Origin of the sequence: Natrinema salinisoli (assembly GCF_020405205.1) — an archaeon.
Lineage (GTDB): Archaea > Halobacteriota > Halobacteria > Halobacteriales > Natrialbaceae > Natrinema > Natrinema salinisoli.
In genome coordinates this window covers 100,243-112,925 of record NZ_CP084470.1, presented here as the reverse complement: position 1 = coordinate 112,925, position 12,683 = coordinate 100,243, and the positions used below count along the sequence as shown (strand labels likewise).

Here is a 12,683-nt window from a genome sequence, read left to right as displayed (position 1 = left end):
AAACTGACGGTAGTCGCATGAGATGACATAATCGTTTTTACGTTCCTTATCGTACCTCTATCGTTGGAGAATGGTAACATGGTACATAATAAGGACTCGCCGATCGTCGACATAGCGTATCTCGCGCGGGCTGAGCATCGCGTCCCGACGCTCGTCGCACTGACGAAGCGCCCCCGGAGCCGCTCCGAACTTTGCGAGTTGGCTGGGGTTTCGTCTTCTACGATTCGTCGGACGCTGGACGAATTCGACGACCGGTTCTGGATCCGCAAAGACGGATACCAGTACGTAGCGACACGACTGGGAGAGGCTATCGCATCCGGGATGGAGGACTTGATCGAACGAGTCGAAACCGAGCGAAAGTTGCGTCATGTCTGGCACTGGCTCCCCGACGCAATCAGCGAGTTTCCGGTTGAGATGTGGTCAGAACTGACCATAACTGTCGCCGAACCCGACGCTCCGTATCGTCCGGTGAAGCGATTCGAGTTGCTTCTCCGGGAGACGACCACCCTGCGATTTCTTCGCCCAGAAGTTGCGCTGATGGATTTGTGTTTCGACGTGCTCTACCAACTGATTGACGAGGGCGTAGACATGACGTTGATCGACCGACCGGAATGTCACATGTACTTTATTTCGACATACCCGGATCGCAGTTCGGAGATGATACAACAGGATAATTTCACGGTTCTAGAGCACGATGACCTCCCTCTCTACGGAATTGGCCTGCTCGACGACAGCGTTACGATCAGTTGTTACGAGAAGAACAGTGGAACGGTACATGCGTTAATCGATACCGACGCGCCGGCGGTCCGCGAGTGGGCGAAGTCCGTCTACGAAACCTACAGGGCGGGTGCACGCCCCGTCGAACTGCAACAGAGTGTCGAGTGAGGGCTCCAGCGACACACTCTGACCGATTACGTTCCGATCGCTTTTCGCAGGAGTTTGAGCCCTAATGGCTAACTTAGTGTGATCGGATTCAACGGGTGCCAGACTGCAGTTGTTGGTTCTTTTGCAGTGGACGCAGTAACGACAGGAACTGCCGAATTACCACGAAATAGCTACAATACGTTCAACTTCGTAATGTCCCTTGCCGGATAGGGACACGAAAATTGCTCTAACCGGAGTGAGAAACAAACAATGACTGACGAACGACAACTATTGCACGGTATCGACCTCGAAACACTCGAAGGGTTCGCCGCACACGCAGCAGAGAATCCCGACGCCGTCCAGTTTGGCCTCGGGGCGTCCGCGACCTACGAGGGGACAGCCGCGCACAGCCTAGCGAAAGTCGATAGCTACGAACTCGGGGGCGAGACGATCCATCGCGAGACGCGCGAATACACGATTCCCTACGGCGCATGGAAGGAAGTATTAGACGCCGGCGGGTGGGTCGGCGGGACCGACCGGCTCGAACCGATAGAGGCGGCGCTGTCGGCGCTGGCCGCCTGTATCAACGTCGGTATCACCATCAACGCCGCTGCGAACGGTGTGGATATCGAACACCTCCAAACGCGCGTCCGGACTGATTTCGATCCGGCAGTTCTCTTCAGTCTCGAGGCACTCAAAGAAGCCGACTCGGTCTTCGAGAACCTCACCGCCGAAGTCGAGATCGACGGCGAAGATCTCGATCGAGATCTGATCGACGAATGGGCCCGGCGGGCACCCGTCTACACATTCGTCTCCCTCAATCAGGACGTCGATGTGACCATCAACACGCCCGCAGAGGTGGCAAGCGACGACTAACTGGAGACCACCGATAGCAAATGACTCGCCGCGAATAAACTCGGGGGTGAGAGTAAGTCGATGTACCGGGACGTCACTGAGTCCGCTGACACGGAGCTCCACTTCGAGACAGGCCGCGATCTCGCAGTCCGTCTCGGCTACGGCACCGACGAGCTCGAATACGTTCCCGATGCGGTGATCGACTCGTTCGCGGGTGTTGACTACTACTTCGACCTGGCCGAGCACGAACCAGGCGAGGTACTGCTCGACCTCAGTAGCAGGTGGGGAATGGACACCTTTGTCGCTGGCAGTCAAACTCAATCCAAAACACGCTTCTCGAAGGAGACGCTATGCAATTGACCTCCTCCACGCCCTGAAGGACGTGGAATCCTACCATGGGATTTCCGTCGAGTGTGACGTTTGAGGTTCCAACCCGCACTCATGGGGAACCGGCAGCATACCGGAGAAACTCTCGTTTCCTCCCCAATATAGGGCTGTGGCCCGGTCAATAAGGCCCCATCGAATACCATGTCATCGCCGTGTGAGGAACAGACCGCGTTCCTCACCACCCCTTGTCTGTTCAGGGACGGCATCTCACGGTATTCGTTGCACTTTATATTACATCGTATCACTAAAAAATAATTACGGAAGAAATCCGGCCAAGCTACTGACAGCAGGTGTCGAACAGTGCCCATCGCTTGACCTGCGCCTGAATACGCAGGCATACGCTATTGGTCTGTATCAATTATTGTCAGTGAGCAGAATCGAAAGAGATTTTGTAACAGGTTGGAATTTTGTTGCATGCCCTCCAGACGAGGATTGCTGGCCACCGTCGGTAGCGCAGCTCTTACCGGAATAGCCGGCTGTAGCGGCTCGGAATCGGGAGGTTCCGACACGATCGATTGTCAAACGAGCGCCCCCGATCACGGCGACGGGGATGTTCTCGACACCGGCGCACGCGGGATGGTCGAAGACAGTGACGTGAGGCTTGCGGTTCCACTGTCCGTCGACGATGTCCGAGAAAACGACATCGACAGACTCGAAGTGTACGACTCGGCAGACACGCTAGCGTACACGATACCAGTGTCGACGGACGACGCCGGACTGATGGCGAACAAGGGAGGCGTCAATGAGGGACAGCTCCTGTACGAGCAATCTCTTGGCCATCGACCGTTCCACGGACGCTACCGGGTCCTCGCGGTGAACACAGGCGGCGAAACCGTCGACTTCGTCACCGTTGAGGTCAACTGTTTCACAGACGTGAGCGACTGACCGGTCGGTCCCGTACATCGGCATGTCATCCCTCTGCAGCAGATTCACTGAGAAAATTATAGCTCATATTCTCGATGTTGACTCCAATATTTGGGAAAACGGTCGAGGTCCTGATCCCAGCCATTAGTTACTTGCTTTATATTTTCGCGCCCATGGTTAGAGCAACTCAATAGAGGCTAGCTGCATCGAACTCATCATATTGAAAGACAGTGCCTCTATATATCTACATATTGTTAGTGGCCGTGATGCGGAGTCAGCTCCTCAGTGTGCTTGCGGTGGTCGTCCTCATCACCCTGGCAGGGTGTGGCGGTGCTATCACCGACGAAACGACCACCCAAAATGGAACGACTGAACCGACACCCGAGTCACCGGGTGAAACACCGGACGAACCAACGGTGAGTTCGAACGGAACGCTGTCGGTCAATTTCATCAATGTCGGTCAGGGCTCGAGTACGTTAATTGTCGGGCCGACGAACGAGACGATGCTCATCGATACGGGAGACTGGTCTGACGACGGCGAAGATGTCCTTGCCTATCTCGAGAAACACGACATCGATCGAATCGACCACCTCGTCACGACACACGCCGATGCGGATCACATCGGCGGCCATGCGGCCGTCATCGACTATCTTGAGACGGAAGGGGTAGGAGCAGTGTACGACCCAGGGATCACGTCGACTTCCCAGACCTATCAGGGATATTTGGATGCGATCGAGGAACACGACGTGACGCTGTACGAGACGCGTGCCGGTGACCAGATTCCGTTCGAAAGAGTCGAGGCGCAAGTGCTTGCGCCACCCGAGGGGTATCTCGCGAGTGGCGATCGAAACGAGAACAGTATCGTCGTTCACCTCGGCTTCGGTCAATCGAACTTCCTGCTTCCGGGGGATGGCGAGACAGCCAGTGAACAGTTCCTCGTCGACGAATACGGGGCTGATCTCAATGCAAGTGTCTTGGGTGCTGGCCATCACGGGAGTCAATCGAGTTCGGGAGACGAGTTCCTCGACGTTACTAACCCACGCATCGCTGTCATCTCGAGTGGATACGACTCTCAATACGGCCATCCGCACGAAGAGGTCCTCGAGCGGTTTTCCCAGCGATCCGTTCGGACCTACTGGACGGCAACGCATGGGAACATACAGTTGACGAGCAACGGATCTGCGATCACGGTTGCGACCCAACACGACGCGCCAACTGCGCCGCTTGAACTCCGAAATGGAGACCCAGTTGAACCTGGTGCCGACACCGGACTTCAGAACCGTCTCGTCATCCCAATAGATGGGTCGACAGCATCGCCGATCATGACTGACGGTGGAACAACGACTGAACCAACAGAGCCAACGGATCAAGAGGGAACGGTATCTATCGCCACGATCCACGAGGATGCTTCGGGTGACGATCACAACAATCTGAATGACGAGTATATCGTCCTCGAAAACACAGGCGATCAACCGCTCGATCTCACCAGCTGGTCGGTAGTGGATGATGCAGATCACACGTATACGTTCCCGAGTGGATTTACGCTCGATCCGGGCACACAGGTCACCCTTCACACCGGCAGCGGAACGGATTCACCGAGTGATCTCTACTGGGGGTCTGGCAGCGCGGTCTGGAATAATGCCGGTGATACTGTTATCGTGCGAAACGACAGCGGGACTATCGTGCTTCAGGAGGAATATGGATCATGATTGATGGAACGTACACGGCGGTCGTAGACCGGTTTGAAGACAATCTCGCTGTGGTATTGCTCGAGAACGACGGCGAAACGGTCGACGAAACAGTCTTCGATCGCGAACGACTTCCCGAAGACGGCCGTCACGCCGGTGCGGTACTGACGGTCGAACTTGAAGACGAGGACGTAGTCGACATCATATACGAGGAGCGTGAGACGGTCGATCGATCTGAACAGGCCCAACAGCGATTTGACGAACTCTCCCAGCGGCCACCAACGGCAGGGGATACAGAAGACGAATCAGACACGTCCTAAATCTATGCCTTCAGTTAGTGGCCCAAATGCGTGTGCTAGTGCTTAAACATAGAATCCTCAGTTCAAGACCGGAGGAGAGTACACCAAGCTAGTCGATGTATTGTGACTTCCACTCTTGTCGGTCTTCGATAGCGTGCTCGCCGTCCTCTGTAATCGCATAATAGTTTGTTCTTCTGTCGAGTTCCCCCTTTTCGACGAGACCTTTGTTGACAACCGTATCGAGATTTGGATACAATCGCCCGTGATTGATCTCGCTGCTGTAGTACTGGTCAATCTCTGATTTGATATCTTGTCCCGATGGTTGGTCAGCGCCAGCGATCACGTACAAGAGATCTCGTTGAAACCCTGTGAGGTCATCCATGTCGCGAACATCCAATTGCTGTAATGTTTGTTATTCACCTGTAAAGAGTCGTAAGCTCACGCAACTGGCAGTCCCATTGTAGTGCTGTAGATTAACCAACAAAGCAACGGATATTCGGGAACTGTTGGTTAAGACCCTACGCTGGTAGTCCACACCCTCAAAATAGAAGTCGGGAGCAAACAGGGCTGATATTTCAGTGGTTTGTAGAAGACGACCGGCTCACGACCGAATGAGGAACCACTCGTGCGTGTCGATTCATTACTTCCCTCACTCTACTTTCGAGAGCAACTCACCGACGTACTGGTCTTCCCACTCTCGTCGAGCCTCGAGTTCACGCCGGCCACGAGCGGTGACCGTGTAGTAGTTCGTTCGCTGATCGCGCTCCCCTTTCTCGACCAGACCTTTGTCCACGACTTCGTCGAGATTCGGATAGAGGCGTCCGTGATGGATCTCCTTCTCGTAGTAGTCCTCGAGTTCGTCTTTGATCGCAAGCCCGTGTGGCTCGTCTTGTCCGGCAATCGTGTATAGCAGGTCACGCTGGAAACCAGTGAGATCGTACATATGGCAATTTCCGTGTATTTGCAGATAAGGATTCCGAGAACGAGTAGGCGAAAGTCCGTTTGTTCGATTGTGGGTGGCCGAAAACGGATTGCGGAATGTTATAAAGAGCAAGGAGAATACCCGCGCCTTTAGGCGCGGGATGAATCCGACACTCTGACTGCCGATCTACCGACGACAGTCCAGCTGGATATTCAACGCCCGGTAGTTGATTTTAATAGGTATCTATTCATAACTAGTTATGTACCACAGAACGATGCTGGAGACAACCCGCACCTACGTCGCCAAAATCACGAACCACAGTCAGGTTCGTGACGACCTTGACCAGTGCGGGTTCGCAGCCTCGAAACTGTGGAACGTCGGACGCTACTACATCCAACAACGGTGGGATGAAGACGGTGAGATACCCGATGAAGCCGAAATGAAGTCGGAGTTGAAAGACCACGAACGCTACAGTGACCTCCATTCTCAGTCAAGTCAGCGAGTTCTCGAAGAACTTGCTGAGGCGTTTACCGGTTGGTACAACTCCGACGACGGCAACAACCCACCAGGCTACCGGAAACGTGGCACCCGCCACCCGCGCTCCACCGTCACGTGGAAGAAACGGGCTATCAAGCACGACGACAAGTACGGCCAACTCCGCCTCTCGAAAGGCTTCAACCTGAAAGAAAGCCGGTCTGACTTCATCCTCGCAGAGTACGAAACCCGCCCCGACGTAGAAGTCGAGAACATCCAGCAGGTGCGTGCCGTCTGGAATGGTGACGAGTGGGAACTGCATCTCGTCTGTAAGAAAGAGATTCCAGTCGAAGACGCACCGGTGACAAGACGGCGGGTATTGACCTCGGTATCAGTAACTACCTTGCCATCGACTACGAAGATGGCGCAAATGAACTATATCCGGGGAACGTGCTGAAAGAGGACAAGCACTACTTCAGCCGCGAGGAGTACCAGACCGAAGGCGAGAACGGGCCGTCGAAGCGTGCGTTGAAGGCTCGTCAGAAACTCTCCCGGCGTAAAGACCACTTCCTCCACACGCTCTCGAAACACATCGTTGAGCGGTGTGTCGAAGAAGGTGTGGAGAAGATAGCGGTTGGCGACCTCAACGACATCCGGGAAGGCGAGAATGGTGAGTCTCGGAACTGGGGTGCGTCGGGGAACAAAAAGCTCCACGGGTGGGAGTTCGACCGATTCGCCCGTCTGCTCGAATACAAGGCCAAGGAATACGGCATCCTCGTTGACCGTGTGGACGAAGAGAACACGAGTAAGACGTGTTCGTGTTGTGGGCAGATTCGCGATAGCAACCGCGTGGAGCGCGGGTTGTATGTCTGCGAGGCGTGCGAAACGACGATGAATGCAGACGTGAACGGTGCGGTGAACATTCGTAGAAAGATAACTCAGAGTCCCCCGACGGGGGATATGAGTAACAGCTGGTTGGCACAGCCCGGAGTCTTCCTGTTCGACCGCGAGAGCGGGTCATTCAACACGAGAGAGCAGGGAGTCTGCAAACCGTAATATCCCAACGCTCGGGATTCCTCCGGCTTTAGCCGGAGGAGGATGTCAATCAGTTCGGACTGTAAACATCGCTTCAGTACAGGCGAAAGCGTTACCGGAACGTCCCTCTATTTCCCCGACAACTGCCAGAGGGACTGTGCAAAATACAGAGGATAAGTTCAGCACGATAGCCTTGTTTGTTTCACCCTGTAATCAATGAACCAGCTGTTCAGTAGATGGGCGTATTGATGACTCAAATCCCAGAAAATACTTACACCTGATCAGATGATTCTTGCTCAATGAAATCTAAAAGGTTTTTGAGCGCCTCATTCATCATCGCCGTTCTCCTTGTAGGTGCTATCTTATTTCCAAGCACACTCATGAAACCGTATAACGGAGACAGCACCCATTATGCCATCGCACATGAATCTTCAGAACATTATGAAGAGTACATCAAGCACGCCTCTCACAGAAGTGAGGGTGGTATTCCCGTTGAGAGCCTTTCTGAGACCCAACGAAGAGCCTTCGAAGAGGCGAAGGAACAGGAGCCAATCAGTTCTGGGTTACGGTCATTAGGGAGACCCCCTGTGTGCAGCCCCGGACTACTCCTGTGCGATGAATATGAGAAGTTTCCGCATCCTATCAATGAAGGAAGTACTGAATATGGACATTTTGCTGTAGAAGATTCGACTGGGGATCGATTCTTGATCAAAATCGGTCAAGCAGGCGCAACCTGGAGGCTATACCCGTTTTTCATTTACCTCACAAAATGTGTAGTTCTTGGCCCTTATGCTCTCTTTTTGTTATACCGTAGGTTGTCTGCCCGTTCAGCTGAACCGACATTTTTCTCTGTAGGGTATGGTGCTACCCTCTTAACGGTTGCAGTTGCGTATCCGTATATTCTGATGTTCACAGATATCTCTCTCCCGTCATGGCACCTCCCGTTCTTAGCTATAGTGACATGGAGTGTGATACTTGTTGGGATCTGGCGGGATCGAAACAAAGACCAATCAGAACCAAGTCACATCTCCAAGTGGGGAAATTGAAGAAATTCCTTCCGCCGAGGAAACATCTCTTTTACACTTCAATGTCGTCGGGTTACTAAGTACTCCATCTCTATTGAACGATCACTACCCTCGCAGATGGGCGCTCAGTCTGTGCCCCATTCGCGCCTTGTATTCAGCACACGGCTCCGTACATCGTTCATTCTTGACAGAGCGATCGGGGTTCAGTAATCATCAGTAGTTACCGAAAGCGCCGTGTCCGAAAATCAGAACAGAGTTGGACAATCGAACTCGAGTCGGCGGGCCTGCTAAGTGTGCTCCTCGTCCCCGCTCGTCGGATTGAGAATCAGCCGACGCGCGTTCTCGGTCGATCCGTCCCCCAAATTCGCGTCGTCACCAGTCATCACGGCATCGAACAAGGCGGATTTCCAAGTACACCATGCCAGATGTAGCCGGGTGTTGACTCTCGGTCGGGACGATACCCGCGAGTATCTCTACCGGCTTCACCATCGGCGTACGTCGGCCAACTGCTCGCGCTCCCCTCCTGTGCGCTGCTGGCGGGCACGTTCGTAGCGGCTACGTTCCTCGCGAGCTGTTTCCCAGTCAGCGAGTCCACGATACACATCATCGGGGGTCTGCTCGTCGTTCGTCTCCGCGGCGGCGACGGCGCCGACAGCGGCTGGTGGCTCAGCGTCGTGGCTGTCTTCATACTCGATAATGCGCGTCGTCAACTCACGAACGCGGGTCTGGAGTTCCTCGACTGAGTAGTCGGCTACGATCTGGTTGATGCGTCTCCACTCGAAATACGCGTTCTTATTGTCCCCGGATATCGTTCACACTTTGGGGAATGATCACATTCCTCGAAGCTCGGAGAGACGACCCGTTCACAACCTAATTTACCCGGCCGTGTCATCGAGTTCCGTCTGGGACTCCACGTCTCGTCCCAGTTGGACTTTCAGATCCTCGAGTTCCTGTTCGATTCTGTTATCGGTTGAGAGACGCTCCAGTTCGCGGTCGATCTCGTCGCCTTCAGCGAGTATGTCGTCGAGCGCGCCGGTCTCCTCCAGTTCCTCGAGGGCGGCCGCCCGCGCTTCCATCTGTTCGGTGCGTTCGGTCGCGCGTTCGATGGTGCGGTTCACGTCCGCTAGATCACCGCCGACGCCGCTGAACGCCTCGGCAACGCGGGCAGAGGCCTGGGCGGCATCGTGGCGAGCTTTCAACACCTCCTTCTGTGTTCGGAAGCCCTCAATTCGGCCGCGGAGCGCGACCTGGCGTTCGATCATCTGGTCCTGCGTCGCTTGGAGACGCGCGATCTGTTCTTCAAGATCCGCGATCTGCTCGGTGGTCGTGTGCTTCTTTTCGAGCGCACGTCTGGCCAGGTCGTCTCGATCCTGCCGGATCGCTTCACGGACCTGACCGTCGTGTTTCTCGACGTTCGAACGGAGACGAGTGCGGTGCATTTCCAGGCGTTTCTTCTGGGTTGTGACTTCAGCGATTCCACGGTTGATCGCCTGTAACTCGTCGCGCAGCTGTTCGTACGAGTAGTCCAGTTCAGCCGAGGGATCGGAAACCCTGTTCAACAGTGCATTCGCCCACGACTGTATAACGAACGAGAGCCGTCCGAAAAGGCTCACAGAAACCCCTCACTCTGATCAAGTTCGCATGATCGATCGGTACCAACTGTCGACATACGAGAACTACGGGAAAGATCCGTTTAAATGTTGGAGGAGGATAGGCGAGAGCCGCTACGACTACGTCCGCCTACGTTGGTTGTCGTATCAAGGCGTTGTTCGAGCCAATATCGAGCAGGCGGGAATGACCGATTCGCTGCTTGTATTCTGCACGGCTTCGAATGGTCACAAATTCTAGTTACTGAACAGAAACGCTGACGGGGGGAGGGGGTGCCAGCGTTGGTGCCCCCTGTCAATGGGTGTTCGACTTGGGGTGGTGGTCCGGAACCGAGTGACAATATGGCAATTGGTGTCGGTGGACCGATTTGAGGTGGCGAGTTCTGGTGATGTCTCGAAGTGGATCGGATAGTGACTGCACGATCAGATCCCCCATCTCTCGCCAATTCTGATTTCCATCTGTTGATTAGTAAGCCTATTGCCCAAATAGCATGGTAACACTACTGTCACCAGAAGAAAACATTCTTTAGAATATGTCCTATGGGAGTTCTAAGGACGACAGTTTTTAATATACCACCGTGGCACGAAGTGGTATGCTTGGAGGTCCTGGGGAGAGAAGGGGCATATCTACCAAGATCATCGAACATATTGCAAAAAAAGAGGGAACTGAGCCGGTAGAACTTCCTCCTCTCTACGAAGCAATCGATCCAGATTTACTCGAGCGGCTTTTTGCGCCGAAAAAAGATGGAGCAGAGCGGCCGGGACGAGTCGAGTTCCAGTATAATGGCTATACGGTGATCGCTGAGTTCGATGAGGAATTGCAGATTACAACCGAAGAGATCGCTTCGGCGGCTGATTAACCGACTTCGTCTGGGTCGGCAGATATGTGCGGGGCGTTCGTATCATTTGCGTAGTTTTCGCTGCCTATTCGACCTGAACGTCGGTCTTCCTTAGCACTCGAGTACCTCGTCGGCACTCTCGAATGGCGTTGGCCTCGGCTTTAGTTCTCAAGTAGAACCAGCAGGGCATGTCTGGGGGGGAGGATGTCCGGGGAGAGGGAGCATCGATGTGGTGCCCTGCTGTACCTCTACCTTGAGGTGTGAAGATGATATTAGTATCCCCAACGCTATTTGGCTCGTCAAGCGAAGGGCCTGGGAAAGTAGGAGATTCACTCGTCTCAATGAACGGCGACCAAGTCTGATTCACAGGACCGGTTCCGAGTTAGTTGGAATCGGGACGACGTTGTTGAGCTACCCACCGCTAAAGCGGTGGGATTCAGCGTGGACTCCCGTTCTGGCCGATTCCTCGGCAGGAGAATAGCCTCCGTTCTCGTTCAACATCCCGCTGTTCAAGCGCACGCCCAAGGGTGCGCCTCCGTCACTCCCAGTTTGGGTGCGACGGAGATATCGCAGTCCAATGTTTTTGGCCGCATTGTAGTCAGCGTGGTTCTCGTACCCGCATTTCAAGCACTCGAAGTCCTCGCCATCACGGTTGTCAGGGTGGGTGAACCCGCAGTGCGAACACCGCCGTGACGTGTTTTCAGAGGTTACCTGTTCGACCGCGATATCGTATGCTTCAGCCTTGTACTCGACGTAATCGTACAGGCGGGCGAACGCCCACTTGTGCCCCCACGATGCGCCAGTCCGCTCGCGGATGTTGGTCAAATCCTCGAACGCAATCACGGAACAGCCGTTCTCACGAGCTTCGTCGACCAACTCGTTGCTGATGTGATGAAGCATCAGCTTGAACCGACCGTCTTCTTTCCGCCCGACCGACTGGATATTCTCATGCGCCCAGCGCGTCCCGCATTGCTGGAGCGAACCGCGTCGTTTCTCGTATTCTCTGCGCCAGTGATCGAACTCGTCACCCGGCCAGAACGTGCCTGTGCTGGTGACGGCGAGGGTGTTCACGCCGAGGTCAACCCCGAGAACCGTTCCGTTCTCAGTGGTCGCCTGTTCCGACGTGTCTGACTCCACGTCCTTCTTGCAGTGGACGTGAAGCACCCAGGTACCGTCCCGATAGTGCAGTTCCGCGCCCGTCGTCTCGTACTCCTCGGAAAACAGGTGCTCCGAGTGCGGTGTACCATTATCGTCGTCCGGTAGCAAGTAGTCGGCTTCGATTCGACCGTCCGTGGTGGCGAGGCTCACGTACTCATCGTGGAAGGTGGCGGTGCGCTTGTCGTAGACGACGTGTGGGCTGGTGAGGCGTGGTTTCGACGCTTTCTTCCCCTTTTTCCAGCGGGCGACGACGCTCTTGCAGGCTTCGGCGGCCTTATTACGAGCGGCTTGCACCAGCCCACTATTGAAGCCGTCCGTCTCCTTTCGCACGTCGTCGTAGGTTTCGTCGTCTAGTATGGTTTTGCTGGTGGTGACGTATTCGCCGTGGAAGGCGTGGTCTACGACGTACTGAGCGCACCACAGGAACGTGTCGACGGTGTCTTCAAGGAGTACGGCATCGTCGCTGTCCACGTCGAGTACAACGGGGACAGTACGCCGCACTTCCATATCTTATATATTCTGGCGATAATCATTAAATATTTTAGGGTCGACTCGCCACAGTAACGTGGATTGCATCTCAGTTGTCGGTTACATCCCAGGCTAAAGCCGTGGGTTTTCGCCTCACACTTTCTATAAGACTGTGTGAACTACCCCACTTACTCGTTG

General features: G+C 54.5%; 12 protein-coding genes and 2 pseudogenes. 9 read left to right on the top strand and 5 right to left on the bottom strand.

Annotation, left to right across the window (positions count from 1 at the left end; genetic code table 11):
- Positions 1 to 78: 78 nt before the first annotated feature.
- From LDB05_RS21305 to LDB05_RS21280, 6 genes are all read left to right on the top strand, one after another.
- A complete protein-coding gene (locus tag LDB05_RS21305) occupies positions 79 to 885 on the top strand; it encodes a helix-turn-helix transcriptional regulator (protein WP_226008232.1) in 807 nt (268 codons plus the stop codon).
- A gap of 249 nt (positions 886 to 1,134) precedes the next feature.
- Positions 1,135 to 1,740, top strand: a complete 606-nt coding sequence (locus LDB05_RS21300; protein WP_226008231.1) for an OsmC family protein — start codon at positions 1,135 to 1,137, stop codon at positions 1,738 to 1,740.
- Positions 1,741 to 1,800: 60 nt separating this feature from the next.
- Entirely contained in the window at positions 1,801 to 2,079 is a 279-nt protein-coding gene (locus LDB05_RS21295; RefSeq protein ID WP_226008230.1) for a class I SAM-dependent methyltransferase, read from the top strand.
- A gap of 459 nt (positions 2,080 to 2,538) precedes the next feature.
- Positions 2,539 to 2,991 carry a hypothetical protein gene (locus LDB05_RS21290; protein ID WP_226008229.1) on the top strand — a complete coding sequence of 151 codons (453 nt, stop codon included), beginning with the start codon at positions 2,539 to 2,541 and terminating at the stop codon, positions 2,989 to 2,991.
- 245 nt (positions 2,992 to 3,236) lie between these two features.
- Entirely contained in the window at positions 3,237 to 4,679 is a 1,443-nt protein-coding gene (locus LDB05_RS21285) for a lamin tail domain-containing protein (RefSeq protein WP_226008228.1), read from the top strand.
- A complete protein-coding gene (locus LDB05_RS21280) occupies positions 4,676 to 4,978 on the top strand; it encodes a DUF3006 domain-containing protein (protein WP_226008227.1) in 303 nt (100 codons plus the stop codon). The genes LDB05_RS21285 and LDB05_RS21280 overlap by 4 nt, the downstream gene beginning before the upstream one ends.
- A gap of 88 nt (positions 4,979 to 5,066) precedes the next feature.
- Here the strand turns inward: LDB05_RS21280 and LDB05_RS21275 are convergent, their stop codons facing one another.
- Positions 5,067 to 5,339: a PadR family transcriptional regulator gene (locus LDB05_RS21275; protein WP_226008226.1), complete on the bottom strand. Its 273-nt coding sequence runs from the start codon at positions 5,337 to 5,339 to the stop codon at positions 5,067 to 5,069.
- A gap of 267 nt (positions 5,340 to 5,606) precedes the next feature.
- Positions 5,607 to 5,900 (bottom strand): PadR family transcriptional regulator, encoded by a 294-nt coding sequence (locus LDB05_RS21270; RefSeq protein WP_226008225.1) that lies wholly within the window; start codon positions 5,898 to 5,900, stop codon positions 5,607 to 5,609.
- A 253-nt stretch (positions 5,901 to 6,153) separates the two neighbouring features.
- On the opposite strand from LDB05_RS21270, the pseudogene LDB05_RS21265 reads away from it, so the two are divergent.
- Both LDB05_RS21265 and LDB05_RS21260 read left to right on the top strand, forming a co-directional pair.
- Positions 6,154 to 7,409: pseudogene (locus LDB05_RS21265) on the top strand (RNA-guided endonuclease InsQ/TnpB family protein).
- A 278-nt stretch (positions 7,410 to 7,687) separates the two neighbouring features.
- The gene (locus tag LDB05_RS21260) at positions 7,688 to 8,434 is read left to right on the top strand and encodes a hypothetical protein (protein WP_226008224.1); all 747 of its coding nucleotides are present in this window, start codon (positions 7,688 to 7,690) and stop codon (positions 8,432 to 8,434) included.
- Positions 8,435 to 8,895: 461 nt separating this feature from the next.
- Here LDB05_RS21260 and LDB05_RS21255 read toward each other — a convergent pair.
- Both LDB05_RS21255 and LDB05_RS21250 read right to left on the bottom strand, forming a co-directional pair.
- Positions 8,896 to 9,213 (bottom strand): annotated as a pseudogene (locus LDB05_RS21255) (DUF7342 family protein); the annotation flags it as partial.
- 75 nt (positions 9,214 to 9,288) lie between these two features.
- Positions 9,289 to 10,026, bottom strand: coding sequence for a PspA/IM30 family protein (locus tag LDB05_RS21250; RefSeq protein WP_226008223.1), 738 nt, complete (start codon positions 10,024 to 10,026; stop codon positions 9,289 to 9,291).
- 587 nt (positions 10,027 to 10,613) lie between these two features.
- Between LDB05_RS21250 and LDB05_RS21245 the strand changes: the two genes are divergently transcribed.
- Positions 10,614 to 10,880 (top strand): HalOD1 output domain-containing protein, encoded by a 267-nt coding sequence (locus LDB05_RS21245; protein ID WP_226008222.1) that lies wholly within the window; start codon positions 10,614 to 10,616, stop codon positions 10,878 to 10,880.
- A 390-nt stretch (positions 10,881 to 11,270) separates the two neighbouring features.
- Here LDB05_RS21245 and LDB05_RS21240 read toward each other — a convergent pair whose 3' ends face one another.
- The gene (locus tag LDB05_RS21240; RefSeq protein WP_226008221.1) at positions 11,271 to 12,524 is read right to left on the bottom strand and encodes an RNA-guided endonuclease InsQ/TnpB family protein; all 1,254 of its coding nucleotides are present in this window, start codon (positions 12,522 to 12,524) and stop codon (positions 11,271 to 11,273) included.
- Between the last annotated feature and the right edge of the window lie 159 nt (positions 12,525 to 12,683).